Source organism: Kitasatospora sp. NPDC087271 (genome assembly GCF_044744605.1).
Classification (GTDB): domain Bacteria; phylum Actinomycetota; class Actinomycetes; order Streptomycetales; family Streptomycetaceae; genus Kitasatospora.
On record NZ_JBIUYQ010000009.1, the window covers coordinates 122,515 to 146,658 of the forward strand.

Here is a 24,144-nt window from a genome sequence, read left to right on the forward strand (position 1 = left end):
CGCCACACGCCCCGTGCGGCGGGCGGCCACGCGCCAAGGTCGCACCGCCGCCAGCACCGCAGCTCGTCTTCGGACCGGTCGGCCGGCCCTTCGTCGTGCTCCTGGTCGCGCTCGTCGGTCCAGGTGCCGAACGGGCCGGGCTCGCCGTGGGCCTCGGCGCCGAGCAGCGGCGCGCCGCCCTTGAGCCGGTGCTCGTCGGTGCTCGCCGGGGATCACCGGGCGCTCGCTTCGAGCTGGGCAGGGATGCCGGTGCGGCTGGCGCGCAGCTCGCGCAGGTCGGGGATGTGGTTGCAGAGGGTGCCGGGGCTGACGCCGAGCATCTTGGCGATCGAGGTGATGGAGTGCTCGGGGCTGGGCAGCAGGTCCCGTGCCACCTTCAGGACCAGGGTGACGGTGTGGGCGGGCAGCGAGACGAGCGTGCTGCTGTAGTACGGGGCGGTGGTGTCGGTGGTGCTCCGTTCGGTCACGGGTGTCCTCCCGGGGGTGGGCGGGTGAGCGCGAGGTCGCCGACCTGCCCGCCCCGCCGTGTCCCCCGGGTTACAGGAGCCGGAGGTGGTCCAGGGCGAGGTAGGCCGCGGCGGTGTCGGTCATCTCGCCCGTGCGGAGCACGCGGGTGCGGAACTCGGCCAAGGCGAGGGTGGCGACGTCGATGAACTCGGTGCGTTCTGGGGTCGGTTCGGCGACCTTGGTGCAGCCGGTGGCGACGGCGATGTCACCGTTCGACCTTCCCCCCCGCTTGTAGCGTCCCGATGGCCAGCACCCTTGAGCTTGAACGCTCCGCTTCACACCCCGCCGTTACCAGCGACGCATGGGAGCGCGGGGGCGGGCCTTGGACACTGGCCCGAAGCTCAGCCGATCGACACCTCCCTCACGTGGCTGGCCTTCGTTACATGGTGCGACCTCGTGTCGCACGCTACAGAGAGCTACTTGTCACTTCGCTGTAGCTGTGCGAGCGCAGGGCCGTCAGGGCGATCGGGGGAGCGAGGCGAGGATGGCGTCGAGGCCGAACTCGAAGACGTCCCGCTGGGTGAAGGTCGGGAAGTCGACGGTGGTGGCGTGCATCGCCGGGTACACCTCGGCCGGGAGGCGGGCCCACTGTTGGCGGACCCGTTCCCAGTGCTGCGGGTCCTCGTCCCAGGCCCGGCGGACGGGGTAGAGCGTGGCGCAGCCGAGGACGAAGCGGATCAGCGTGGCCAGCAGGCCGATCGCCGTCCGGTGGTCGACCCGCAGTCGCTCCAGGCGGGCGTAGATCTGCTCGGACATGCGGGCCTCGATCTCGCCGACTCCGTCGGAGGGGGTGTTGATCTGCAGGAGGACAGGGTGCGTGATGAACAGTTCGAAGTAGGCGTGCATCACCTGCCGGAGCCATTCGACGTCGTCGAGGCCGGGGTCGGGCCACCGGAATCGGCTCAGCAGCTCCGCGGTGACGGCGAGGAGGATCGCGTCCTTGTCGCGGAAGTGCGTGTAGAGCGACATCGGGCGGACGCCGAGTTGGTCGGCGAGCCGACGGATGGTCACCGCGTCCAGTCCGTCGCGGTCGATCAGTTCGATCGCCGCGTGGACGATGGCCTCGGGGCTGAGGGTGCCGCGGGGTGCGCGAGCGGGCGTTGTCTTGCGCCTGGGCGATGGCATCGGGGTTCCTGATTCGTTCGGGACCGCAGTTCCATTACTGTACCGTACGCTGTACTGTTCCTGGATCGAGACTGATTCCAGGAGGTCGGATGTCCACACATGCACTCCCCGCCACTGCCTACGACCGAGCTGAGCGGATGCTGCTGCACAACCGGTCCCGGCTCGCCCTGCGGGCCAAGGCGAAGCCCGTCTGGATCGGCGGCGGCGAGAGGTTCTGGTACCGGGTCGAGACCGAGCGGGGCGGCGAGTTCGTGCTGGTCGACCCCGCCGCCGGGACCCGGGGGCCGGCGTTCGACCCCGAACGGCTCGCCGCCGCGCTGGCGTCCGCCGCCGGCCAGCCGGTCCAGCCGTACGCGCTGCCGTTCCGGGCGGTCGAGTTGGCGGACGGGACGGTCGCGTTCGACGCGTTCGACGCGCGCTGGACCTGCCGGCTGGCCGACTACCGGTGCGCGCGGGACGAGAAGCACGTCAAACCCTCACCGCTGGAAGTCGTCTCGCCGGACAAGAAGTGGGCGGCGTTCCTCCGCGACCACGACCTGTGGGTGCGTTCGGTCGAGACGGGCGAGGAGTTCGCGCTCACCGCCGACGGCACCGCGGATCGCAGCTACGCGGCCCAACCCGACGCGGCGGTCCCCACGCACCTGCTCGGCAAGCTCGGTCTTGCGGACATGCCGCCGGCGCTGCTGTGGTCGCCGGACTCGGCGCGCGTCCTCACCCACCGCACCGACCAGAGCGATGTCGCCCTGATGCACCTGGTCGAAGCCGTCCCGCCGGACGGCGGTCGGCCGCGCCTGCGCAGCTACCACTACCCGGTCCCCGGCGAGCCGATCGCCCGCGGCGAGTGGATCGTCTTCGACATCGCGTCCCGGACCGCGACACCCGCCAGGACCGACCCGTTCCTGCTGCCCTACCTGTCACCTGTCACGCTGAAGAAGGCGTGGTGGGCCAAGGACAGCGCGGCCGTCTACTACCTGGATCAGCCCCGTGACCTCCGGACGCTGCGGCTGCACGCACTCGACCCGGCGACCGGCGAGGTGCGCACCCTGGTCGAGGAGCACGGCGACACGCGGGTGGAGGCCGCGCAGGAGGTCGCCCAGAAGCCGATCGTGCACGTGCTCGCCGGCGGACGCGAGACGCTGTGGTATTCCCAACGCGACGGCTGGGGGCACCTGTACCGCTACGAGGACGGGGCGCTGGTCGAACAGCTCACCCGAGGGCCGTTCGCGGTGCAGGAGATCGTGCACGTCGACGAGGCGGAACGGGCCGCGTACGTCGTCGTCTCAGGACTGGTCCAGGCCGACCCGTACCGACGGTCGCTGGTCCGGGTCGGTCTGGACGGCGGCGGGACCGCCAAGCTCACCGACGACGATCTGGACCACGTGATCACCGCGCCGGAACACGGCCGCTGGTTCGTCGACTCCGCGTCGACCGTCGACACCCCACCGAGGATCACCGTGCGTGACCGGGGCGGAGCCGTGCTGGTCGAGCTGGAACAGGCCGACATCACACCGCTGCTGGCCGCCGGCTGGACGCCGCCGGAGCGGGTCAGGACCCTGGCCGCCGACGGCGTCACCGAGATCTACGGCGTCCTCTACAAGCCCCACGACTTCGACGCCGCGCAGCGCTACCCGGTGATCGACCACCCCTACCCGGGCCCGCAGACCCGCCGGGTGGCGGCCTCCTTCGACCCGGGCGCCTACGGCTACGACGCCGAGGCGGTGGCGGCGCTGGGCTTCGCGGTGCTGGCCGTCGACGGCCGCGGAACGCCCGGCCGAGACAAGGCCTTCCACGATCACGCCCACCGCAACATGGGCGGCGCGGGCGCACTCGAAGACCATGTCGCTGCGCTGCGCCAACTCGCGGAAACGCGTCCGTGGCTGGACCTGGACCGGGTCGGTGTCTTCGGCCTCTCCGGCGGGGGGTTCACCACCGCCCGCGCCCTCCTGGCGTTCCCCGACTTCTACAAGGTCGGCGTGGCCGAGGCCGGCAACCACGACAACCGCCACTACCACGCGCTGTGGGCCGAGACCTACGACGGACCGTTCGACCCGGACGCCGGGGCCCGGCTGTCCAACACCGAGCTGGCCGGGAACCTGGTCGGCAAACTACTGCTCGTCCACGGCGACATGGACGACAACGTGACACCGCATCTGACGATGCGGCTGGTCGACGCGCTGATCGACGCGAACAAGGACTTCGACCTGCTGATAGTCCCCGGCGTCGAGCACAGCTTCCTCGGCCGCAACGGCTACGTCGCCCGCCGCCGCTGGGACTACCTGGTGCGCCACCTCATGCACCGCGAGCCGCCGGCCGGCTACCGGCTGGCGGACGTCCCGCTCTCCCTGGAACGGCTCGAAGTCCTCTTCAGCTGACGTGGAAAGCACCTTCTCCATGCCCACCTTGATTTTGTCGGGTCATATGGGAGCCACTGCTCCGGTGTGAACGGGAGCCAGGTGTAGGCGATTCGTGGCGGTGATGTACTCGACCCCGGTGGGTGATCTTCGGCGGATTCGGGAGCCGTTCCGGCGAGATCGGGAGCCACTGATCGGGTGACCTGTTGGGCCCGGGTGGAGTGTTCATGGGGGTCAGAGTGGTGGCGTCGGTAAGGTGCGACAGGTCGCCTCCCTGACAAGTCGCGGCCGGGGCCTCACCCTGGATATGCGGAAGGGCTGGACCCGTGGGGTCCAGCCCTTCCGGCTGTGCCAGCAAATTGGACAGTGAGATTCGTTCTTCTGGGGTTAGTACTCCAGCCGTAGATTCTGATCACGGATGGGAAGGTCAGGCCCGGGACGTTCCGAGGAATCGCAGCACGGCCAGGACGCGGCGGTGGTCCGCGTCGACCACGGGCAGGTCAAGCTTGGCGAAGATGTTGTTGATGTGCTTCGCCACGGCGCTCTCGCTGACCACCAGCGCCTGCGCGATGCCGGCATTGGAGCGCCCCTCGGCCATCAGGCCGAGCACCTCCCGTTCGCGGGGGGTCAGCCGCGCGAGCGGGTCGCTGTCGCGCCGCAGCAGCAACTGGGCGACGACCTGCGGGTCCAGGGCCGTGCCCCCGTCCGCCACTCGCCGGACCGCCGCCACGAAGTCGGCGACATCGGCAACCCGCTGCTTGAGCAGGTAGCCCACACCGCTGGTGTTCGCAGACAGCAGGTCAGCCGCGTACCGCTCCTCCACGTACTGCGAAAGCAGCACCACCGCCGTCCCCGGCCAGCGTCGACGGATCTCCATCGCGGCCCGCACCCCCTCGTCGGTGAAGCCGGGCGGCATCCGGACGTCGACCAGGGCGAGTTCGGGCCGGTGCTCCGCCACCGCCGCCAACAGCCCCTCCGCGTCGTCGGCTTCGGCGGCGACCTGGAACCCGCCCATCTCCAGCACCTTGATCAGGCCGACCCGCAACAACACCGAATCCTCGGCGATCACCGCGCGCACGGCAGCTCCGCGGTGATGGTGGTGGGCCCGCCAGCGGGGCTGCTGACGTGGAAGGCCCCGTCGAGGGAGCCGACCCGCTTGGCCAGCCCGGTCAGCCCCGTGCCGGCGGCGGCGTCGGCACCGCCCAGCCCGTCGTCGGTAACGCGCACTCGCAGCACCTCGCCGACCTGACGGACTATCACCTCCGCATGCATCGCGTTGGCGTGCTTCGTCGCATTGGTCAGCGCCTCAGAGATCACGAAGTACGCGACCGACTCCACGCTGGGCGCCACCCGCTCCTCCAGATTGACCCGCAGCCGCACCGGCAGGGGCGTGCGGGCAGCCAGCCCGGACAACGCCGCGTCCAGACCTCGGTCTTCGAGCACGGCCGGGTGCAGCCCCCGCACCAGATCATTGAGTTCGGCGATCGCCTCCTTCGCCTCCAGGTGCGCTCTCGCGATCACCTCGCGGTCATCACTCGGCAGGTCCGGGCGGGTGGCAAGGGCCAGACCCAGGTTGACCGCGAGAGACACCAACCGCTGCTGGGTGCCGTCGTGCAGGTCGCGCTCGATCCGGCGGCGCTCCGCGTCGACGGCCTCGATCAAGTCGGTCCGGCTCACGGCCAGCTGATCGACCCGCTCCTGGAGCCGCTGAGCCCGGCTGGGCCCGAGCAGGCCCAACGCCAGCCGCGCCTCGGCCCGGGCTACTGCCCGCGCGGTCCAGGGCAGGGCGCACAGGAGGAGGAGTCCAGCCGCTGTGTAGGCCGGCAGCTGGGTCAGGTAGCCGAACCAGTCCTGGCGGATTCCGGTTGGCAGCGCCCATGACCAGGCGTAGGCGATGACGCCCGCCAGGCACGCCGCTGCCACCGCGAGCACCAGCAGCTCCAGCAGCGCGAGCAGCGGGCCCAGCAGGAGGTGGTAGCCGATCTTGTGCCAAGGCCGCGTCGCCGCGAGCCACCTGGTGGTCGAGGCCCACGTCCATTGTTCCGGCGCGGTGGGGGTGAGCCGGGGGACGTCCACACCGATGAGCACCCGGTAGCGAGCCCGCTGAACGGCCGTCAGCACCGGGGTTCCGAGCAGGACCAGGGCGGCCGACATGGAAACCGTAAGGAGCCAGTTCCCCGTCCTGGCGGTAGTCGCCGCCGCCCAGGCCCACACGGGCACCAGCGCCAGGTGCGGCAGCACACCAGCGGCAAGAAAGCAGGTGTCCCGCCGCGCCCGGAGGACCGTGCGTCTCAGTCGAGCTGGAATCGTCATGGCACGACGCTAGGGCACCGCAGGAGGACGGTGCCATGAAACCTGTACCCGATCTCATGGTGAACCTAGTACCAGCTGTAGATCTTGATCTTCACCTGTGGGCGGACAGCATCTCGGGTCGGTAGGTCGGCTTCTGCTGGCCGCCGGCAGGTAGACCGGGCCCGGTGGAACAGGCACTATGCCCCGGTGCGAACGCGCTGGTGATCAGCGCCAGTTCGCCTCCCGCGACGAACTGGCCGAGGCCATCGACACCTTCGTCTTGGCCTACGACGAAGACGACGCCAAGCCCTACCGCCGGACCTACGACGGCAGCCCGCTCAAAGCCGCATGAACCCCCGAAGGATCAACGCGGTGCTGGACTAGGGCTGGAAGGCTACTTCCGGATTGTTCGGCGAGGGGCCGTCCAGCAGCGGACTGTGGATCCCCTTCAGCGTCTGGTCGAAGAACGCCGTCACGTACTCGCGGGTGATCGCCACCCCGCGTTCCGGGGAGAGGGGCCCCGTCGGGAGCCCGGCCTGCTCCTGAAGCACGTCCAGGTCGGAGAAGCTGAAGTGGTCGGCGCCGACGACCGTCAGCCACTTCTTGTAGCCGCCGAGGGCGGCCCAGGCCCGCCCCATGATGCCGTCGCCGCTGCCGGGCGTGTGGCCGTCGCTACCCAGCATGAGGAAGGGCCGGTTGATCTGGCCGGGCGTCGGGACCGGGTGGAAGGTGCCGTCCATGTCCACTCCGGCCCGTACTCGCGGGTCGGCGATCATCGTGGCGGCCGCCGCCGCTCCGCCGAGGGAGTGTCCGGCCATGCCGATCTCGTGCTTGTCGATGAGGTGTGCCAGGCGCCACGCGGTGTTGCCGTGCGTCAACTGGTCGATCACGAAGGACACGTCCCGCCCGCGGCTGACAGCTTCGGCGTCGAAGTCGATCGTTTCCGGGTGATCGCAGATCGCGCACGGCGGCGTCTGGCCGTTCGCCAGCGTCTCGCCGCTGTCCTCGTAGGTGTGGCCGACGAGCGCGACGACGTAGCCGTGACTGGCCAGGTCGGTCGCGAGCGAGGTGAGCATCATGCGCGGGTTCTCGGACGCGGCTGAGAGGACCACCAGCGGATGCTTGCCGCGTTGCGGCCGCGCGCCGTCGAAGGCGTGAGTGGTGACGCTGGAAAGGGTCTGCGGGGTGACGCCGTAGCTCGCCGGTATCTTCCGGCGCTCGGTGATTCCGGCTGCCTCGGCGAGGGTCATGTAAGGGGCCGGAGTCCCGGTCCCGGGGACGGCCGGGTAGACCATCGTGACGGTCAGTTGGCGGGGGCCGGACGACGGCACCCACGGGTCGAGGCGGCTCGTGTCGGTGAGGTGGATGATGTCCTCGCCGGCGGCGTAGGGGCCGGTCGGCGCGGGGAGCGTGCCGTGGAAGGACGGCGTGGACGCGGTGGCCGTGGCCGTGGCCGGTGCGGTGTCGAACGCGTGCGTGGCCACCGGTGTGGCCGACGGTGTGGTCGTGGCGGCGAACCCGGCGCCGGTTCCGGTGATGAGGGCGGTGAGCGTCAGCACCGCGACAGCGCTGATACGGTGATTGCGTTTCATGGGATCGACGCTAGGACACCTCGACGGGGGTCTGCCATGAGCCTGGCACCCGAATCCATGGTGGCACCAGTGCCACCGTTGCTGATTCTGTAGTCGGACAGGAGAGGCGCGTCGACGATGCCGTTTCTCCTGGGCGAAGGCGGCGATGAGGGACTGTCAGGCGATGTTGTCGACCGCTGCCCACCCAGCCCCTGCCCAGCCCTCATGTCCACCCCCGGTGACGCCGACCCCGCCTACGTGCTCACGCAGAGATTCGTCCAACAGTGCGTCAGTTCGGGTTTGGGAAGAGGGATTCCTGGGTGGCCTGGTAGCGGTAGGACTCGGTGCCGGTCTGGATCAGGGTGCAGCGGAAGGTGATCCGGTCGGCGATGGCCGCGCAGAGGCGGGCGTCGCCGAAGGTCTTGTCCCATTCGGTGAAGGGTGAGTTCGTGGCGACCGCGGTGGCCTTGCGCTCCTCACGCTCGGTGAAGATTTGGAACAGCAGTTTGGCTCCCTTGCGGTCAAGGTTGAGGTAGCCGAACTCGTCCAGGCACAAAAGGTCGATCTTGCTGTAGCGGGCGATGACAGAGGACAGGCGGCGGCTGGCGTCGGCTTCGGCGAGCTCGTTCACCAGCGCGCTGGTGGTGGTGTAGCGCACCGACAGGCCGGTCTCGGCGATGGCGGTGCCGATGCTGATCAGCAGGTGGGACTTGCCGGTGCCGGAGCCGCCGATCAACACCAGAGGCCGGCCTTCGCGGACCCAGGTCGGGGACTTCAGGTCCGCGACGACCTCGGGGGTGATGTTCGGGTTCTTGGAGAAGTCGATCGCGGCTAGACGCTCGTTCAGCTCCGCCTGCGAGTCGACCGCAGGAAGCGGGACCAGGTGTTTGCGGCGGAACCGCCCGCCCTCGTGCTCCCCCCGCCCTTCTCGTGGGCACCGTCCTCGCCGGGCGCACAGTAGAACGCGGAGAACTGGTACCAGGACTTGAACGGCGCCCACCGCGCCGACTCCAGCCTGGAGCGGCCGAACAGCACCTGCTTGACCGCCGGCTTCAAGTTGTCGTAGCGGACGTGCACCGACGGCACCCCGCCCAGCACGGTGAACGCCTCGACGTGGCCTTCCAGGAACGCCTCCTGGGACGCTGTCGCGTAGACCCGGTGCACCGCCTTGCCCGAGTAGGAAAGCCGCAGCGTGAACAGCACGCACTTGCGCCGCTGCCCGGCCAGGTCCAGCCAGAAGTCCGCGAAGTCGACCTCCGCCTCCTCGCCCGGCCTCTTCGCCTGCGGCACCATGCCATCGAGATGCCGCCGGCCCTCCGGAGCCTCCGCGCGGATCTGCGGGCGCCGCTTGGACGCGTAGTCCCAGACCGTGGTCGAACGGGCCAACTCGAAGTCGTGCTCCGAAGCCAGACGCTCCATGATCCGCGGGATCGTGTGCTTCTGCTTCGCCGGAGCGTCCAGGTCCTCGCGCAGCATCGCGTCGATAGAGCCCTTCACCGGCTCCAGCGCAGCGTGACGGCCAGACGGCGCAAGCCTCCACGATTACTCCGAAAGCGGCATGTTCCGCACCATCACATCGGCTGGCTCCCGATCTCACCGGAGAATCCCTGGCTCCCATTCACCCCGAAGCCGTGGCGCTGTTTCACCCCGGTAAAAACACCCACTTTCTCTGCCCGGGCCCGGCCCTTCTTCTCGAACCGCGGGTAGCCGACGGCCCGGCCGGCACGACGGCCGGCCGGCGAGTCGAAGTTGGTCGGCGAGACGGCGCGTGCGCTGCTGATAGCGCTCGATCAGGCCGGGAAGCTGCTCGCGGAACGTCTGCCGCGGGCAGCCCCGGCCCGGGCGGACCGTGCGCCGGACCCGCACGGCTGCGACGGCCCCGCCGCCCGTCCACCGGCACGTCCGCGACCACCCGCCCGTGGAAGGCGTGCACCTGCCCCGTCGGCCGTCCGTACATCGGGCACGGCACCGGCCAATCTCCCGGTACGGACGGCCGACCCCGGGCAGTGGAGGGCGATCCGTGCTCAGGCGGTCGCGTCGAGGGCCGGGGGCTGCCAGTTGTACGTCCGGGCGGAGCGGTTGAGCAGGGTGCGGGCCGGGAGGAGGCCGGCGAGGGTGAGGGCGGCGTCGCGCAGGCGGGTGGCGGCGGGGGTGCGGAGGGCGACGAGGCCGCCGATGCGGCGGGAGCCGGTGACGATGGCGGTGGTGCGCGGCAGGCGTGCGGCGGTGTAGGCGGGGAGGGTGGTGGCCGGGTCCGCGGCGGGGGTCAGCGCGGAGGCGAGGACGACGGCGTCCTCGATGGCCTGGCAGGCGCCCTGGCCCTGGAAGGGGCACATGGCGTGGGCGGCGTCGCCGAGGAGGGCGACCCGGCCGTGGTGGTAGGCGGGCAGGGGGTCGGAGAGGTCCCAGACGTCGTGGCGCAGGACGCGCCCGGGTTCCGCGAGCGCGAGGAGTTGGGGCACGGGCGCGCACCAGGTGCCGTACCTGCGCAGGAGTTCGGCCTTCTCGTCGCCGTCGGCGGCGCGGGCGCCGGCCGGGGCGAGGGCGGCGCCGTACACGTAGACCCGGCCGTCGGCGAGCGGGACGACGCCGGCGAGCTGTCCCCGCCCCCAGACCTCACCCACGGCATCCGGCCGGCGGGTGGGGGACACGATGGTGCGCCAGGTGGTGAAGCCGCTGTAGCGGGGGCCGGGGTGCTGCGGGAAGAGCTGCGGGAAGAACTGCGCGCGGGTGGCGGAGCGGAGGCCGTCTGCGGCAACCACCAGGGCGGCGGGCCGGTCCCCGTCGGGGGTCCGGACGACGGCTGGTTCGGTGGTGCCTCCGGGGGTGACGAGGGCGGCGGGCGAGTTGGTGCGGACGGTGCCGTCCGGAAGGGCGTCGACCAGGGCGGCGATGACGTCGGCGCGGGCGACGGCGGTGATCGTCTCGCCGAAGCGGGCCTCGAAGGTGGCGGTGTCGGTGCGGGCGAGCCAGCGCCCGGAGGGGTGGCGCAGACCGATGGCGGGATGCGCGGTGGCGAGGGCGCGCAGGCGTTCGCCGACACCGAGCCGGTCGAGGGCGCGCAGGGCGTTGGGGGCGAGGGCGAGTCCGGCGCCGACGGGTTCGAGCGAGGCGGCGCGCTCGTGGACGGTCACGGGGATGCCCTGGCGGTGGAGGGCGAGGGCGGCGGAGAGCCCGCCGATGCCGCCGCCGATGACGATCGCCTGATACGCGTCCATGAGTGAACCCCTCTCCCGGCACTACGGCTGTAGTGACCGCTTCCAGCACCGTACTACACCTGTAGTTGGGGTGGGCTAGTGTTGACGTGAAAGGGGTTCGGGCCCGCCCCGGGTCGAGACCCCCTGAGGAGAGAGGCCATGATCGGATCCATGACACCGCCGCGCCCGACGCTGATCGCCGACGCCGCCATCGCCCTGATCGCCGAGCGCGGCCTGCGCGGGCTGACCCACCGCGCGGTGGACGAGGAGGCCGGACTGCCCGCCGGCTCGACCTCGAACCTCGCCCGGACCAGGGCCGCCCTGCTCGACCTCGCCCTCACCCGCATCGTCGAACGCGAGGCCGGAGGCCACCCGCTCATGGCCGGCGGGCCCGCGCCGGACGCCTGCCCGCGCAACCTGCTCGCCCAAGGCGTTGCCGAGCTGCTGCACGAGGCGCTCACCACCGGGCGCAGCCTCACCCTGGCCCGCCTCGAACTCGCCCTGGAAGCCGCCCGCCGGCCCGAACTGCGCGCCGGCTACGACCGGCTGGGCGCGCGCTTCACCGACACCGCTGCCGCCCTGCTGGCGCGGAGCGGCTCGGCCGACCCGGTGGCCGACGCCCGACGGCTGATCCGCTGGTGCGACGGCCTGCTGTTCAACGGCGCCGCGGGAAGCGGGCACTGGCACGTGCCGACACCGGAGGAACTGCGCGGCGAGGTGGCACGCTACCTCGCCGCCCTGCTCGACCGGCACTGACCGACCGGGACGGGGCGACCGTCGCGGACGCAAACCCTCGGCCGGACCGGAGCGCACACCCGGCACCGGTACGAGGATGAGACGCCGTTACCGGAACCTGACGGTACCGATGGAAGAGCGATACGAGCTCCAGACCAGGACCTGACGTTCTGTTCCTACAGTGCCGGATATCCGTGACGCGAGGGGGCGGACCGCGGCCGCCCCCTCGCGTACGGACCGCACCCGCGTACGGACCGCACCCGACATGAACCGCACCCGACCGAGATGGGCAACGATGTCAGCCACACGCCGAGCACACCCCCGCGGCCTCTCCGCCGCGGGCGCCTTCCTGCTGAGCGCGACCACGGCAGCGACGGTGCTGCTGCCCACCGCGGCCCTCGCCGCGGAACCGGACTCCGTCACCTCGCACGCCGGTGCCACGACCGCGCAGGAGCGCGGCCGGATCGACGCCTACTGGACCGCCGACCGGATGAAGCTGGCGGGCGCCTTGGTCCCCGAGATCACCCCCGTGCCCGAGGACGACACCACGCCCGACGATCCGCGTCCGCTCCCGCCGAACACGCCGGACCCCGGCGCCGTCTGGACCCACGGCGGTGCGGTGGACCGGAGCGTCGGCCGGCTCTTCTTCACCTTCTCCGACGGCTACGACGGCAGTTGCACCGCGACCGTCGTCAACAGCGCGAACCGCAGCACCGTCGTCACCGCGGCGCACTGCCTGCGGGGCGTCGGGGCGCCCGCCGCCGACGACACCTGGCGGCACAACCTCTACTTCGTGCCCGGCTACCGCAACGGGACGAAGCCGCTCGGCGGATTCAGCATCAAGTCCATGGCCACGTCCTCCCGTTGGGACGCTGATCCGGCCGGCACGACCTCGAACGACGTGGCCCTCGCCGGCTACGACAGCGCGGTCCTCGTGGCGAACCCGTCAGCCGAGGGGCGCCGGCTCGCGGACGCCACCGGAAGCCAGCGGATCGCGTTCACCGGGCCCGCGGCGGGCGAGTTCATCCACACCTTCGGCTACCCGAAGGACCGGCTCAACGACCCCAGCGCCAAGTACGCCGGTTCACGCATGATCCACTGCGCCGGAGCGAACCGGCCCGCCCCCAAGGCGCCCCTGCTGTGGGGCGAGTCCTGCGACATGTCCCACGGGGCGAGCGGCGGCCCGCACTTCGCCCGCTTCGACACCCGGACCGGCGCCGGCACCGTCGTCGGCGTCACCACCACCACGGAGGACCTCGCGGGCGGGCAGCCCGGCACGCTGTACGCCACCCGTTTCGGTGACAGTGCCCACCGCCTCTACAACTGGGCCCAGGCGCGCTCGGCCTGACCGGCGCGGAGACCGGCCGGAACCGTCAGGTCCCACCGGGCTCCGACGGGCCCCACCAGGAGACGCCGGTACCGGGGGCGCGAGCCGACCGGCTTCCACACCCCCGGTACCGGCGTCCGAGGCCTCCGCCCGGGGAGGCCGTCCGAAGCCGCTGCGGCGTCCGTCAGGCCGGGACCACCCGGTAACTCCACATCGCCCAGGGCAGGTTGGACTGGGCCAGCGAGCCGGTGGCCCACGGGTACGCACCGGCGCAGTCCGCGCCCGAGTACAGCACCACGGACGCGGAGCCGGAGGCGACCTGGACGGAGCGGGCGGGCGCCGACAGGGTGTGGCAGGTGCCGAAGTCGCCCAGGTCGATCGTGGTCACCGCCCCGCTCCCGCCGGTACCGGTGTACAGGTGGGCGCCCGGCTGCGGCGGCGGCCAGCCGGCGGCGTGCGCCGATCCGGCGCCGAGGCCGATCAGGGCCGTGACCACGGTCGCCGCAGCGGCCGAGCCGCGGAGCATCGCCTTCGAGGTGAACATGCGTGAACCACCTTTCCGTAGGTGTGCTGGTGGTGCCGGCACGGCAGGCGGTGGCGAAGGATCTGTAGGGCTCACCGCCCCTACCGTGCCGGCGGGTTGGGCCACCGGGCCGAACGGCCCGGACCGCAGGGTCCTGCTCAGTAGACGTTGATCTCGTTGGTGCAGTAGGTCCAGTACGGGCGGGGCGGGGCCCAGCCGAGATACTTGGTGCCGCAGATCTTGATGCTCTTGATCTTCACCCAGTACTTCGTCGCGACATCCTTGCCTTGGTCCACCGCCAGCTCCGTCTTCTCGCTGTTGAAGTCGTCCGTGGCGCGGACGGAGCCCTTGAAGTAGGTGCCGTCACCGACCTTGATCCACACCCAGCCGTCCGAGCAGTTGTCCACCTCGACCTGGACGTTGTCGAACTTGAAGTACTTCGTGCAGCCGGCCGTGGCAGCGGTGCCCGCCGCCGCGGGGGAGACCGATACGGTGGTCAGCGCGGCCACGGCGAGGCCCAGGCGCCGGCCGTCCTGGCCAGCCTGCCGGACGGGTTGTTCACGGTGATGACTCCCATGGTGTGGTGACGAGGTGTCTGCTCGTGGAACGTCTCCACTGTGCCGCGGCAGTCGCCGGTACGGCATCGGTCATCTGACCGCGATCGCCGGTACCGCGACGGGCGCGGGGATCAGTCAGATGACTGCACCCGTCCCGACCGGGTCACCAGTCCGCCGGTCACGGCGAGCAGCAGTGGGGCGGCCGCCAACAGCAGGTCCACGCTGGACCCGGGGTGGCCGACGCCGCGTCGGCGGACCTCGGCCACGGCCACGACGGTGACGGCCGCAACGGTGAGTTCGCCGGTCACCCGGCGCAGGGTGCCGACCACTCGGCCCCGGCCGCGGGCGCCCATTGCTTGCGCTCCGCCGGTCCGAGGCCGTCCGCGCAGTGGTATGCGCGCAGGGCGCTGATCTCCCGGACGCCCCCCAGCTCGCCACGATGCCGACGAGGACGCTCGGCGAATGCGGTGAGCCGGCCGAACGTCAACACGCCGAGGCCCCCGGCCGGTTCATTTGCCGAGGCGCTGTCCATCCGTCAGAACGACGGGCCCTGATGAAGCAGCGGCAAATCAGGTGGACAGCGTCGGGATACTGCCGTCATGGCCATCATCCAGCAACTTGCCCGAGTCCCGGCGGGGTACCTCGACGCCTGTCGTCGGTCCGCTGCCGAGTCGCCGGACGGGGATCATCGTTGGGATCCGCCGTCCGGGGACTGTCTGGATCTGGACTGGGCGCCCTCCATGCTGAAGCGTGCCTGCGAACTGGCGCGGCTCGACGCTGTCCACCGGGAGGCGCTCAGGAGCGCGACCCATGGCGACAGCGGAATCGATCTGGGCTTCCTCAACGCGAACCGGCATGCGATCGCCTTCTTCAGCAACTCCACTCCGACGGCCCTCCACCCAGCCGACGTCGCCCGGGTGTCGACGCTGCTCGGGGAGATCGACATGCAAGCGATCCTCCGTTCGGTCGTGGACAGCGGTGCGGGCTCCACGCTCGGCTACGGGTTCGTCGGCGATCCGACGGAGTACCTGCTGGCCCACTTCGGCGCGCTACGCGGGTTCTACGAGGAAGCGGCTCGGAGGCGCCTCCTTGTCGTGCTGTGGTGGGACTGACTCGGAAGGCTTCTTCGAGTCGACCGACAACAGGGAGCGGTCCGGTCGTCCGACACCGACCACTTGATGGCGCCGGTTCGTCGTCCGACCGGTCAGGGCGCGCCAGACAGGACTTCCACCTCGCCCGTGTCGAGCGAGTAGTAGGCGCCGACCACGGCGAGGGCGCCCTTTCCCACGAGTGGGGCCAGGTCCTGGTTGGAGCGCAGGTCGGCTGCGGTCAGCGTGACCTGGGCGCGGGCCATGGTCTCGACCGGGTCGGCGCCGCCCTCCCGGACCGCTTGTTCGTACGCCGGCTGCAGGGCCTTGACGATCGCTTGCAGGTTGCCGGGCAACGGTTTGTCGTCACGAAGGGACTCGTACGCTGCCTTGACAGCGCCGCAGCGCTGATGCCCGAGGACCACGACGAGGGGGGTGCCACTCGTCATGGGCCCGTACTCGACAGAGCCGGTGACCACCGGGCCGACCGCCTCCCCGCCCGTGCGCATCACGTAAAGGTCGCCCAGACCGGTGTCGAAGAGGAGCTCGGGCGGCACTCGCGAGTCGATGCACGAGAGGATCGCCCCGAAAGGCTCCTGTTCCTGGGCCACGAGCTGACGCCGGTTCGGATCCCGGTCGGGGTGTTGAAGGTTCCCGCTCACCCAGCGCTTGTTGCCTTCCATCAGCCTCGTGAATGCCGCGGCGGGCGTGCTGGGCCGTGCTTGCGGCGAAGCGCTGGTCGTCGGCGAGTCCGCCCTCGTCGATGTGCACCCCGCGAGCGCGACCGTGGCGCCCACGAGCCCGCCGGCAAGGAGCGCTCTACGGCTCGGGTGTCCGGTTCTGTCCATCGGCTGTTCCCCTCGACATCGCTCGGACACGTCCCTGTGTCTCGGCCCGGCCAATTGTTCAGCGTGGCGTGGGTGCCCTGGCGGCAGGCGCAAGCGGGCACGGGCCACATTGCTGCGGATGGCCCAGAACTCGTTCGGGCATCGGGGCACTTGGCTTCGTCGGTGTCCGGGATCACGCCGGTGCCCTCCCCGGTGCCGTCCGAGACCGGGTTGATGGAGCGGGCGGTCAGGTGTAGAGCGCGGCGGCGCGGCGGGTCGCCTCGGTCAGACGGGCGCGGAGTTCGGGCGGGTGGAGGACCTCGGCTTCCGGGCCGAGACGCAGGAGTTCGAAGTAGCCGATGTCCCAGGTCTCGACCGGCAGGGTCACGGTGACCCAGCCGTCGGCGTCCGGGGGGCCCGCGGTGGCGAGGGCGTCGGAGGCGGCGGTCGGTTCCAGCAGGACGGCGAGGTTCTCGACGGCGAGCGGGCTCAGGCGCACCATGGCCCGCTCGCGCAGCATGGCGCGGGCGAACTCCCGCGCCGCCGCGCTCCAGTAGCCGGCGAGGTCGAACTCCGGGTCGCGCTCGAACCGTTCGTCGCCGGCCTCGGCGGTCTCGAAGCGGTCGACGCGGTACGAGCCGACCCGGCCGGACGGGCCACGCGCCGCCAGGTACCACTGCCCGGCCTTCAGGACCAGGCCGTACGGTTCCAGCCGCCGCTCCCGGGTGCCGCCGCGCGCCGCGTAGCGGGCGTGGAGCACGCGGTCCTCCCACACGGCGCGCGACACCTCGGTGAGCAGCGGAGGGGGTTCGGCGTCGCGGAACCAGGCCGGTGCGTCCAGATGGAACCGCCGGGTGGCGGCCGCGGGGGCGTCGCCCAGGGCGGCGGCGACCTTCAGCCGCGCGGCGAGGGCGTGCCCGGCCAGGCCCATGTCGCGCAGCGGGCCCGGTAGCCCGGCCAGGTGCAGGACTTCGGCTTCGGCGCGTTCGAGACCGGTGAGACGGGTGCGGTAGCCGTCGACGAGCCGGTAGCCCCCGCCCCGGCCGCGTTCGGCGTACACCGGTACCCCGGCCTCGACCAGCGCGGTGACGTCCCGCTGCACGGTGCGCTCGGAGACCTCCAGCTCGGCCGCGAGTTCCGCAGCGGTCATCGTCCGCCGGGCCTGGAGGAGCAGCAGCAGCGCAATGGCCCGGCTCGCCCGCACGTCACTGCCCTCCGTCGCCTGTCGTCGTCGCGCGCCCGGACCTCCGGCGTACGGGCGCGGCACCATCCTCGCCGGGCCCGCGCCGCGGACCACGCACGCGGCCCTGCCGTTCGTGCGGGCGCCGCACGCGGGCGCCGTACGTCAGCCCCGTAGGCGGTTGCGCTGGGTGATGTACTGGCGTACGAACGGCGAAAGGCCCTCCAGGTGCCGCAGTCGGGCCTCGCTGTGCAGGGTGTCGACGGCGAGTGAGGTCTTGCCGCTGCCGCTGCTGCTGGCGCCGGTGAAGGCGACGAGCCGGCCTTTGGGGATGCTCGGGGACACCTCGCGCAGGTTGTCGGTGCGGGCGCCCGCGACGTCGATGGTGTCGCGCCTTCGGTCGGCCCCGGCGGCGTGCGGGGCCGGCGTTCGCGGGTCCGGCGTTCGCGGGTCCGGTACGGGCGGGGTCATGCCGCGTCCGCCTTCTCGCCGAGCTTGTCGAGGTCCGGGGCGAACGCGGCCGTCCAGTGCGGGTGCAGCCGGTAGTAGACCACGTCGTTGTCCCAGTCGAAGGCGTCGTCGCCGTAGAAGTCCCGGAAGTACGCGAGCAGGTCCGGCCAGTCCGCGGCCGGCTCGCCGCCGTGGGGGTTGAGGATCTCCACGGTGCCGTGGGTGAACACGCCCAGGTCCTCCCCGCGCAGGTGCGCGGCGCTGACGGCGGGCCGGGCGGCGAGGTGCCGGGCCTTCGCGGAGCCGCGTGCGGTGCCGAAGTGCCACTTCCCGTGAAGGAAGTGCCCGTCCACGCCGCTGATCCGCGGCTCGCCCTTCGCCGTCACGGTGGACAGCGCGAGCGTGCACATGCCGGTGAGCACGCGGGTGAGCTGCTCGGCGGTGAGTGTGCGCTCGTCGCTGATGATCGACCGCAGGTGTGCCGTGGAGCGGGAGAGCGAGGAGTGGAGGAGGGCTTGGAGCCGGTGGAGTTCGTCGGGTGTTTCGCGCATGAGGGTCCTTGTCCGTCCGTCGTCCCGGTCCGCGCCACCACGGCGCCGACCGGTGAACCCACTGTCTGCGCGAAACCCGACATCCTCTGTCGTATTTCCCGCGGTGTCCTCCCTTGTGCGGTGTCCTCTGCACCTCGGCGGTGCCTCACGGTGGCGGGGGTCGGTGGCTTCGCGGTCGTTCCGGTGGCTCGCCGACCCCGTGAGCGGCAGCGGTGGTGACGTGCCAGCTGACGGGGAGGGTGAGCGGTGACTTGCTCGGGGATTCGTCGTCCCAGGCGGGTTCCTGTCCTTCGGCGAGGCGCAGTCGCGGGAAGCGGTCGAGCAGGGCTTCCAGTCCCACGGCCATCTGGGCCCGGGCCAGGTGCGCGCCGATGCAGTTGTGTGCACCCCGGCCGAAGGCGAGGTGCGGGTTCTCCGCCCGGCACAGGTCGAGCCGGTCGGCGTCGGTGAACACCCGCTCGTCGCGGTTGGCCGAGGCGAGGACGGGCAGAACGGCGTCGCCCGCGCGGATCCTGCGGCCGTGCAACTCGATGTCCTCGACGGCCTGGAGGACCACGACTCCGTTCATGACCGGTATGTACCGCAGGAGTTCCTCCACCGCGCCGGGTATGAGGCCGCGGTCGTCGCGGAGCCGGGCGTAGTGGTCGGGCGGGGTCAGCAGGGCCACCACGGAGTCGGCCAGGAACATGGTGCTCGTGCGGTAGCCGGCGACCAGCATCGAGAGCCCGAAGTTCACCACGCTCTCCCCGTCCAGGGTGCCGGGCCCGCACGCGTGGACCAGCTCGGTGAGGACGTCGTCGGCGGGCTCGCGCCGCTTGCGGTCGAGCAGGGACGCGATGTACTCGCGCAGTTCGGAGGTGACCTCGCGGCCCTCGTCCAGGGTGACCATCGCCCCGAGGGCGGCGTCCGCCCTGGGCAGGAAGTACTCGCGGTCCTCGTAGGGGATGCCCACCAGCTCGCACATGGCAAGCAGCGGGAAGGGCTCCAGGAAGCCGCCGACCAGGTCGCCGGGCTGCCCGGCGGCCGTGAAGTCGTCCAGCAGCCCATCGGCCGACCGGCGCAGTCGCGGCACCCGGCGCCGGACGGAACGGACGCTGAACGGCTCGGCCAGAGCGCGACGCAGGGCCTCGTGGCGGGGGCCGTTCAGTTCCATCATCGTGATCAGGCCCGGCTCGTCGTCGTCGGCGGCCCGGTCAGGTCGGGGCGGCCAGTCGTTGATGGTCGGCCGGATCAGCCGGGGGTCCGCGATCAGGTCCCGGACGTCCTCGTAGCGGGTGGCGTACCAGGCGGTGGCGCCGATCGGCAGCCGGACCTCCGCGAGCGGGCACTCCCGGCGCAGCCACCCGTACTGCGTGGGCGGGCCCATGGTGCCCGGCGGCGGGAGGGGCAGGTCGATGGCAGGCAGGCCGATGGCGGGCGGGTCGGCGGCGGGTTGCGGCGGTGAGCTGCTCACTGGCGGTGCTCCCTGGTCGCGTACGAGGTGTGATCGCGTGCGAGGTGGCCGGTCGGGTCTCACCAGCTGACCGGGAGGGTCAGCGGTGACTTGGTCACGGATTCGTCGTCCCAGGCGGGTTCCTGTCCTTCGGCGAGGCGCAGCCGCGGGAAGTGGTCGAGCAACGCCTCGACTCCCGCGGACAGTTCGGCGCGGGCCAGGTGGGCGCCGAGGCAGTTGTGGGCTCCTCGTCCGAAGGCGAGGTGGCCCCCGCGGCCCGTGGTCGCGCCGGCCCGGTCCAGGTCGAGCCGGTCGGCGTCGGCGAACACCCGCTCGTCGCGGTTGGCGCAGGCCGGTACGGGGATGACGGCGTCGCCCTCGCGGATCGTCCGCCCGTGCAGTTCGATGTCCTCGGTCGCCAGGAGGATCACGGTGCCGTTCATCACCGGCATGTAGCGCAGGAACTCCTCCACCGCGCCGGGCATCAGCTCCCGGTCGTCGCGCAGGCGGGCCCACAGGTGCGGCCGGTCGAGCAGGGTGTGCACGGTGTCGGCCAGGAAGAAGCTGCTGATGCCGAAGCCGACGGTGAGCATGGACAGCCCGAAGGCCATCACGTCGTCGGGGGTCAGCCCGCCGTCGTCGCACCGGCGGACCAGCCGGGTCAGGACGTCGTCGCCGGGCCGGTCCCGCTTCCGGGCGATCAGTGCGGCGACGTACTCGCGCAGCAGGTCGGTGACCCGGCGCCCCTCCTGCGAGGTCACCATGCCGCCGAGGGCCGCGTCCAGCACCGGGAGGAACCGGTCCCGGTCCTCGAAGGGGATGCCGACCAGGTCGCAGAGCACGAGCAGGGGGAAGGGGTCGGTGAAGCCGGCGACCAGGTCGCCGGGCGGGCCGTCGTCCTCGAACGCCCGCAGCAGTCGCCCGGCCAGCCCGCGGATGCGCGGCAGGTGGTCGCGCACGGCCCGGGAGCTGAACGGCTCGGCCAGCGCCCGGCGCAGGGCCGCGTGCCGGGGGCCGTCGAGCTCGGCGATCGTGACCAGGCGCGGCCCGTCGTCCGCGGGTTGCCCGGGACGCGGCGGCCAGTCGTTGATGGTCGGCCTGATCAGCCGGGGGTCCGCGAAGAGCATCCGGACGTCCTCGTGCCGGGTGGCGTACCAGGCGGTCGCGTCCATCGGCAGCCTGACCCTGGCCAGGGGGCAGTTCTCGCGCAGCCGCGCGGACTCCTCGGGCGGCCCCATGGTGCCCGGCGGCGGGAGCGGGAAGTCCAGGACGTCCGGCTCGGCGCCGGGTCCCCGCGCACCGGGCGGCCGTGCGCTCATGCCCGCGCCCCTTCCGGGTGGCGGGGGCAGGGGCGTTCGATGTAACCGGTGGTGTAGAAGTACTCCAGGTAGCGGTCCAGCAGCTCCGCGTCGACGGGAGGGCAGTGCAGGCCCGAGGTGGCCAGGTCGTGCTCGACGTTGGCCCGCCCGACGGTCGGGAAGGTGCCCTCGAAGTACATCTCCTTGACGGACATGTCGGCCTGCTTGCAGCGGTCCACGCACAGCGAGACGAACGGGGCCGTGGGGCTCGTGGGGTGCTGCGCGACGTGGCGGACGAGCTCGCCCACCCACTCCTCGTAGGGGAGCCGGGAGATTCGGTGGCCGGCCCTGTCCATCCGGTCGAGCATGTCGCACAGGCTCGCAGCGCGGGGGTTGGTCATGTGGTACGTCCGGCGGGTGGCGCGGTGGGTGGTGGCGATGTGCACCAGGGCGTCGGAGAGGAAGTCCACCGGGACGAAGTCCAGCGGCAGCCGGATGTCGGGGGCGAGCCCGGTCTCGCTGATGGTCTTGAACAGCGAGCAGATCGCGGTGTCGGTGTTGCACGCGCCGGTGTGCCGGTCGCCGGTGATCTCGTACGGACGGTAGACCGCCACCGGCAGGCCCTGGTCCTGGTCCGCGGCGTCGCGCAGCACCTCCTCGGCGACCCACTTGCTCTCGGCGTAGCCCATGGTGAGCCCGTCGGCGTGGTCGAGCGGCAGGTCCTCGTCGACGTGCCGTACGCCGGCGGTTCCGAAGCCGGCGAGCACCGCGATGGTGGAGAGGAAGTGCACCGGCACCCGGCGCCCGGCGGACAGTCGGATGAGCTCCCTGGTGCCTTCCACGTTGGTGCGGCGCAGCGCGTCGTACGGATAGATGAAGTTGACCTGCGCGGCCGAGTGGATCACCAGGTCGACGGTGTCGGCGAGTTCGTCGGCGCGGCCCGGCTCCAGTCCGAGGCCGGGCTCGGCGAGGTCGGCGGGGAGGCACACGATGCGGTCGGCGGCTTCGGGGGTGGCGAGGCCGAAGCGGGCGAGGTTGCGCATCACCTTCTGCAGGGCGTGGGCGGGGGCCCGGCTTCGCACCGGGCAGCACACCCGGGCGTCGGTGCGGCGCAGCAGCGCGTCCAGGAGGAAGGCGCCGACGAAGCCGGAGGCGCCGGTGAGCAGCACCTCCGCGGGGTGGTGCCAGTCCGGCTCCGGCCCGCGCGTCGGCGGGAGGGTGAAGCCCAGCCGTGACTCGGCGCGGAAGTTCACCGGGCCCGCGTCGGCGTTCACCCTGCCGTGCGGGCCCTGGACGGCGGCGACGGCGGCGGTGAAGTCCTCCAGTGTCGGGGAGCGCAGCAGGCTGTGGACGAGGGTGCGGCCGTGCCGGGCGTCGAGGCCGAAGGCGGCCAGCGTACGGGTGACGGCCTCGGCTGCCAGCAGGGAGTCGCCGCCGATGTCGAAGAAGCTGTCGCCCGGCGCCGGGTGCACACCCAGCACCACCTGCCAGATCCGGGCCACCGTGTCCTGCGGGCCGGACGCGGTGCCGTTCACCGTCGCCGGGACGGCCGCCTGCTCGGTCGCCGTCAGCCTGCGCAGCCGGGCGCGGTCGACCTTGCCCCCGGCCGTCACCGGGAACCGCGCGAGTTCCACCAGCCGCGCGGGCACCGCGGCCGCGGGCAGCCAGCTGGCGAGACCGCTGCGGATGCGGTCCAGGGTCAGTGCCTGGCCGGGGCGGGCCGGGGTCACGTACCCGATCAGGGCGTCGCCCTCCCGTTCGACGACGGCCTCGCCCACCGCGTCGTCCGCGCGCAGCCGCGCCTCCACCTCGTCCGGCTCGATGCGGTGCCCGCGCAGTTTGATCTGCCGGTCCACCCGGGCCCGGTACTCCAGTACGCCGTCCGGGCGCCGGACCACGCGGTCACCGGTGCGGTAGAGGCGCGTACCGGGCTCGACGAGGTCGTCGACGAAGCGCTCGGCGGTCAGCCCGGGGTCGCCGAGGTACCCCAGGGCGAGCCCGTCCCCGCCGACGAGGAGCTCGCCCTCCTCGCCGGCGTCGGCGAGCGTGCCGTCCGGGCACAGCACGTGGCAGGTGGAGTTCTCCAGGGGGAGGCCGATCGGCACGGCCGTCGCCTCGGGAGGCAGGTCGTGCAGCGCGTGTGCGGTGGACACCACGCTGTTCTCGGTCGGGCCGTAGAAGTTGACCACGGTGGTGTCCGGGCAGGCCGCCAGTATCGCGCGGGCCAGTTCCGCGTCCATCGCCTCGCCTCCGGCCGAGGCGAACCGCAGGGACCGCAGCGCCGAGGGCCTGGTGCGCGCGATGTGGTGGAACACCCCGGTGGTCAGGTAGGCGATGCTGACCCGCTCGGAGAGCAGCAGAGATTCCAGGGCGGTCGGCGACAGCAGTTCCTCCTGGTCGGCGATCACGATGCAGGCGCCGGCGAGCAGCGCGGGCCAGATCTCGATCGTGGAGGCGTCCGAGGAGAGGTCGTAGGCGTGCAGGACCCGCTCACCGGGCCGCGGCCGCTGCCGGACCAGGTCGGAGGCGGCCAGCCGGACGATTCCGCGGTGCGGGATCGCCACGGGTTTGGGGCGGCCGGTCGAGCCGGAGGTGAACATCACGTAGGCGCAGTCCGCGGGGAGCACCCGGGCCTGCGGCACCGCGGCCGGGGCGGTCGGGGTGGTCGGGGCCAGGCCACCCAGGTCGATGCGGGAACGCACGCGCCGGATACGGCGGGAGCTGCCGGGCAGCGTGACGACGGTGTGCACCCCCGCGTCCTCGGCCATCGCCTGCAGACGCGCGGGTGGCGAGGCGTCGTCGAGCGGGACGTAGGCCGCACCGGTCTTGAGGATGCCCAGGAACGCGACCAGCGCCTCCGGAGAGCGGGCCCCGCACACCCCGACCGTGTCGCCGTACCGCACGCCGGAGTCGTGCAGCCGGGCCGCCACCGCGTCGGAGCGGAGCTTGAGTTCGCCGTAGCTGATGCCGCGGCCGTGCTGTACGGAGGCGATGGCCCGCGGGCGGTGCACCGCCCGGGCGTCGAACAGCTCGTGGAGGCAGCGATCGCGTGGATACGGCACCGCCGCGGCGTGCTCGGCCGTCTCCTGATGCGTCGTTGTTCGGGTGTTCATCGGGACGTCACGCTCTCTGC

At 71.9% G+C, this 24,144-nt stretch carries 24 protein-coding genes; 5 read left to right on the forward strand and 19 right to left on the reverse strand.

All coding sequences use genetic code 11. From position 1 onward, the window contains the following. Nucleotides 1–212 precede the first annotated feature (212 nt). The 3 genes from ACIO9K_RS17695 to ACIO9K_RS17705 all read right to left on the reverse strand — a co-directional run bounded on the left by ACIO9K_RS17695 (nucleotide 213) and on the right by ACIO9K_RS17705 (nucleotide 1,632). Nucleotides 213–467, reverse strand: coding sequence for a hypothetical protein (locus ACIO9K_RS17695; protein ID WP_400330772.1), 255 nt, complete (start codon nucleotides 465–467; stop codon nucleotides 213–215). Between the two features lie 70 nt (nucleotides 468–537). Further along, nucleotides 538–786, reverse strand: a complete 249-nt coding sequence (locus tag ACIO9K_RS17700; protein ID WP_400330774.1) for a hypothetical protein — start codon at nucleotides 784–786, stop codon at nucleotides 538–540. Between the two features lie 177 nt (nucleotides 787–963). Then, nucleotides 964–1,632 (reverse strand): TetR/AcrR family transcriptional regulator, encoded by a 669-nt coding sequence (locus ACIO9K_RS17705; RefSeq protein ID WP_363587922.1) that lies wholly within the window; start codon nucleotides 1,630–1,632, stop codon nucleotides 964–966. Between the two features lie 89 nt (nucleotides 1,633–1,721). Between ACIO9K_RS17705 and ACIO9K_RS17710 the strand changes: the two genes are divergently transcribed. Then, a complete protein-coding gene (locus ACIO9K_RS17710) occupies nucleotides 1,722–4,004 on the forward strand; it encodes a DPP IV N-terminal domain-containing protein (RefSeq protein ID WP_363620692.1) in 2,283 nt (760 codons plus the stop codon). 406 nt (nucleotides 4,005–4,410) lie between these two features. Here the strand turns inward: ACIO9K_RS17710 and ACIO9K_RS17715 are convergent, their stop codons facing one another. After that, nucleotides 4,411–5,061, reverse strand: coding sequence for a response regulator (locus ACIO9K_RS17715; RefSeq protein ID WP_400330778.1), 651 nt, complete (start codon nucleotides 5,059–5,061; stop codon nucleotides 4,411–4,413). Beyond that, nucleotides 5,049–6,296 (reverse strand): histidine kinase, encoded by a 1,248-nt coding sequence (locus ACIO9K_RS17720; protein WP_363620689.1) that lies wholly within the window; start codon nucleotides 6,294–6,296, stop codon nucleotides 5,049–5,051. Before ACIO9K_RS17720 ends, ACIO9K_RS17715 begins: the two co-directional genes overlap by 13 nt. A 178-nt stretch (nucleotides 6,297–6,474) precedes the next feature. On the opposite strand from ACIO9K_RS17720, the gene ACIO9K_RS17725 reads away from it, so the two are divergent. After that, nucleotides 6,475–6,627 carry a hypothetical protein gene (locus ACIO9K_RS17725; protein WP_363620687.1) on the forward strand — a complete coding sequence of 51 codons (153 nt, stop codon included), beginning with the start codon at nucleotides 6,475–6,477 and terminating at the stop codon, nucleotides 6,625–6,627. Between the two features lie 28 nt (nucleotides 6,628–6,655). Here ACIO9K_RS17725 and ACIO9K_RS17730 read toward each other — a convergent pair whose 3' ends face one another. From ACIO9K_RS17730 to ACIO9K_RS17745, 4 genes are all read right to left on the reverse strand, one after another. After that, the gene (locus ACIO9K_RS17730) at nucleotides 6,656–7,867 is read right to left on the reverse strand and encodes an alpha/beta hydrolase family protein (protein WP_400330783.1); all 1,212 of its coding nucleotides are present in this window, start codon (nucleotides 7,865–7,867) and stop codon (nucleotides 6,656–6,658) included. Between the two features lie 268 nt (nucleotides 7,868–8,135). Beyond that, the gene (locus ACIO9K_RS17735) at nucleotides 8,136–8,804 is read right to left on the reverse strand and encodes an ATP-binding protein (protein ID WP_400331081.1); all 669 of its coding nucleotides are present in this window, start codon (nucleotides 8,802–8,804) and stop codon (nucleotides 8,136–8,138) included. Then, complete coding sequence (locus tag ACIO9K_RS17740) at nucleotides 8,690–9,343, reverse strand: hypothetical protein (protein ID WP_400330786.1); 654 nt, start codon at nucleotides 9,341–9,343, stop codon at nucleotides 8,690–8,692. Before ACIO9K_RS17740 ends, ACIO9K_RS17735 begins: the two co-directional genes overlap by 115 nt. Before the next feature lie 527 nt (nucleotides 9,344–9,870). Continuing rightward, complete coding sequence (locus ACIO9K_RS17745) at nucleotides 9,871–11,064, reverse strand: FAD-dependent monooxygenase (RefSeq protein WP_400330789.1); 1,194 nt, start codon at nucleotides 11,062–11,064, stop codon at nucleotides 9,871–9,873. A 138-nt stretch (nucleotides 11,065–11,202) separates the two neighbouring features. Between ACIO9K_RS17745 and ACIO9K_RS17750 the strand changes: the two genes are divergently transcribed. Continuing rightward, on the forward strand, nucleotides 11,203–11,799 hold the full coding sequence (locus ACIO9K_RS17750) for a TetR/AcrR family transcriptional regulator (protein ID WP_400330792.1): 597 nt from the start codon (nucleotides 11,203–11,205) through the stop codon (nucleotides 11,797–11,799). Nucleotides 11,800–12,073: 274 nt separating this feature from the next. Then, nucleotides 12,074–13,126 (forward strand): hypothetical protein, encoded by a 1,053-nt coding sequence (locus tag ACIO9K_RS17755; RefSeq protein WP_363620679.1) that lies wholly within the window; start codon nucleotides 12,074–12,076, stop codon nucleotides 13,124–13,126. Nucleotides 13,127–13,289: 163 nt separating this feature from the next. Here ACIO9K_RS17755 and ACIO9K_RS17760 read toward each other — a convergent pair whose 3' ends face one another. From ACIO9K_RS17760 to ACIO9K_RS17770, 3 genes are all read right to left on the reverse strand, one after another. Beyond that, nucleotides 13,290–13,649: a hypothetical protein gene (locus tag ACIO9K_RS17760; protein ID WP_350879294.1), complete on the reverse strand. Its 360-nt coding sequence runs from the start codon at nucleotides 13,647–13,649 to the stop codon at nucleotides 13,290–13,292. Between the two features lie 137 nt (nucleotides 13,650–13,786). After that, nucleotides 13,787–14,137 carry a hypothetical protein gene (locus ACIO9K_RS17765; RefSeq protein ID WP_400330797.1) on the reverse strand — a complete coding sequence of 117 codons (351 nt, stop codon included), beginning with the start codon at nucleotides 14,135–14,137 and terminating at the stop codon, nucleotides 13,787–13,789. 179 nt (nucleotides 14,138–14,316) lie between these two features. After that, the gene (locus ACIO9K_RS17770) at nucleotides 14,317–14,538 is read right to left on the reverse strand and encodes a hypothetical protein (RefSeq protein ID WP_400330800.1); all 222 of its coding nucleotides are present in this window, start codon (nucleotides 14,536–14,538) and stop codon (nucleotides 14,317–14,319) included. A gap of 246 nt (nucleotides 14,539–14,784) precedes the next feature. Here ACIO9K_RS17770 and ACIO9K_RS17775 point away from each other — a divergent pair, with 246 nt between their 5' ends. After that, nucleotides 14,785–15,297: a DUF1877 domain-containing protein gene (locus ACIO9K_RS17775; RefSeq protein ID WP_400330803.1), complete on the forward strand. Its 513-nt coding sequence runs from the start codon at nucleotides 14,785–14,787 to the stop codon at nucleotides 15,295–15,297. 92 nt (nucleotides 15,298–15,389) lie between these two features. Here the strand turns inward: ACIO9K_RS17775 and ACIO9K_RS17780 are convergent, their stop codons facing one another. The 7 genes from ACIO9K_RS17780 to ACIO9K_RS17810 form a co-directional block, all read right to left on the reverse strand. Next, the gene (locus ACIO9K_RS17780; protein WP_350879292.1) at nucleotides 15,390–15,956 is read right to left on the reverse strand and encodes a carbonic anhydrase; all 567 of its coding nucleotides are present in this window, start codon (nucleotides 15,954–15,956) and stop codon (nucleotides 15,390–15,392) included. Nucleotides 15,957–16,347: 391 nt separating this feature from the next. After that, nucleotides 16,348–17,304 (reverse strand): WYL domain-containing protein, encoded by a 957-nt coding sequence (locus tag ACIO9K_RS17785; RefSeq protein ID WP_363620672.1) that lies wholly within the window; start codon nucleotides 17,302–17,304, stop codon nucleotides 16,348–16,350. A 141-nt stretch (nucleotides 17,305–17,445) separates the two neighbouring features. Continuing rightward, nucleotides 17,446–17,751 carry a hypothetical protein gene (locus tag ACIO9K_RS17790; protein WP_363620670.1) on the reverse strand — a complete coding sequence of 102 codons (306 nt, stop codon included), beginning with the start codon at nucleotides 17,749–17,751 and terminating at the stop codon, nucleotides 17,446–17,448. Beyond that, a complete protein-coding gene (locus ACIO9K_RS17795; protein WP_363620668.1) occupies nucleotides 17,748–18,281 on the reverse strand; it encodes a pyridoxamine 5'-phosphate oxidase family protein in 534 nt (177 codons plus the stop codon). Before ACIO9K_RS17795 ends, ACIO9K_RS17790 begins: the two co-directional genes overlap by 4 nt. A 145-nt stretch (nucleotides 18,282–18,426) precedes the next feature. After that, nucleotides 18,427–19,734 carry a cytochrome P450 gene (locus ACIO9K_RS17800; RefSeq protein ID WP_400330808.1) on the reverse strand — a complete coding sequence of 436 codons (1,308 nt, stop codon included), beginning with the start codon at nucleotides 19,732–19,734 and terminating at the stop codon, nucleotides 18,427–18,429. A 59-nt stretch (nucleotides 19,735–19,793) separates the two neighbouring features. Then, the gene (locus ACIO9K_RS17805) at nucleotides 19,794–21,032 is read right to left on the reverse strand and encodes a cytochrome P450 (protein ID WP_400330811.1); all 1,239 of its coding nucleotides are present in this window, start codon (nucleotides 21,030–21,032) and stop codon (nucleotides 19,794–19,796) included. After that, nucleotides 21,029–24,124: an amino acid adenylation domain-containing protein gene (locus tag ACIO9K_RS17810; RefSeq protein WP_400330814.1), complete on the reverse strand. Its 3,096-nt coding sequence runs from the start codon at nucleotides 24,122–24,124 to the stop codon at nucleotides 21,029–21,031. Before ACIO9K_RS17810 ends, ACIO9K_RS17805 begins: the two co-directional genes overlap by 4 nt. Nucleotides 24,125–24,144: the final 20 nt, after the last annotated feature.

Bases quoted from the DNA above. Each gene is read 5' to 3' on its own strand.
- ACIO9K_RS17705 (WP_363587922.1), bottom strand. From the start codon at position 1,632: ATGCCATCGCCCAGGCGCAAGACAACGCCCGCTCGCGCACCCCGCGGC.
- ACIO9K_RS17710 (WP_363620692.1), top strand. From the start codon at position 1,722: ATGTCCACACATGCACTCCCCGCCACTGCCTACGACCGAGCTGAGCGG.
- ACIO9K_RS17720 (WP_363620689.1), bottom strand. From the start codon at position 6,296: ATGACGATTCCAGCTCGACTGAGACGCACGGTCCTCCGGGCGCGGCGG.
- ACIO9K_RS17725 (WP_363620687.1), top strand. From the start codon at position 6,475: ATGCCCCGGTGCGAACGCGCTGGTGATCAGCGCCAGTTCGCCTCCCGC.
- ACIO9K_RS17730 (WP_400330783.1), bottom strand. From the start codon at position 7,867: ATGAAACGCAATCACCGTATCAGCGCTGTCGCGGTGCTGACGCTCACC.
- ACIO9K_RS17745 (WP_400330789.1), bottom strand. From the start codon at position 11,064: ATGGACGCGTATCAGGCGATCGTCATCGGCGGCGGCATCGGCGGGCTC.
- ACIO9K_RS17750 (WP_400330792.1), top strand. From the start codon at position 11,203: ATGATCGGATCCATGACACCGCCGCGCCCGACGCTGATCGCCGACGCC.
- ACIO9K_RS17755 (WP_363620679.1), top strand. From the start codon at position 12,074: ATGTCAGCCACACGCCGAGCACACCCCCGCGGCCTCTCCGCCGCGGGC.
- ACIO9K_RS17760 (WP_350879294.1), bottom strand. From the start codon at position 13,649: ATGTTCACCTCGAAGGCGATGCTCCGCGGCTCGGCCGCTGCGGCGACC.
- ACIO9K_RS17770 (WP_400330800.1), bottom strand. From the start codon at position 14,538: ATGGGCGCCCGCGGCCGGGGCCGAGTGGTCGGCACCCTGCGCCGGGTG.
- ACIO9K_RS17775 (WP_400330803.1), top strand. From the start codon at position 14,785: ATGGCCATCATCCAGCAACTTGCCCGAGTCCCGGCGGGGTACCTCGAC.
- ACIO9K_RS17780 (WP_350879292.1), bottom strand. From the start codon at position 15,956: ATGGAAGGCAACAAGCGCTGGGTGAGCGGGAACCTTCAACACCCCGAC.
- ACIO9K_RS17790 (WP_363620670.1), bottom strand. From the start codon at position 17,751: ATGACCCCGCCCGTACCGGACCCGCGAACGCCGGACCCGCGAACGCCG.
- ACIO9K_RS17795 (WP_363620668.1), bottom strand. From the start codon at position 18,281: ATGCGCGAAACACCCGACGAACTCCACCGGCTCCAAGCCCTCCTCCAC.
- ACIO9K_RS17805 (WP_400330811.1), bottom strand. From the start codon at position 21,032: ATGAGCGCACGGCCGCCCGGTGCGCGGGGACCCGGCGCCGAGCCGGAC.
- ACIO9K_RS17810 (WP_400330814.1), bottom strand. From the start codon at position 24,124: ATGAACACCCGAACAACGACGCATCAGGAGACGGCCGAGCACGCCGCG.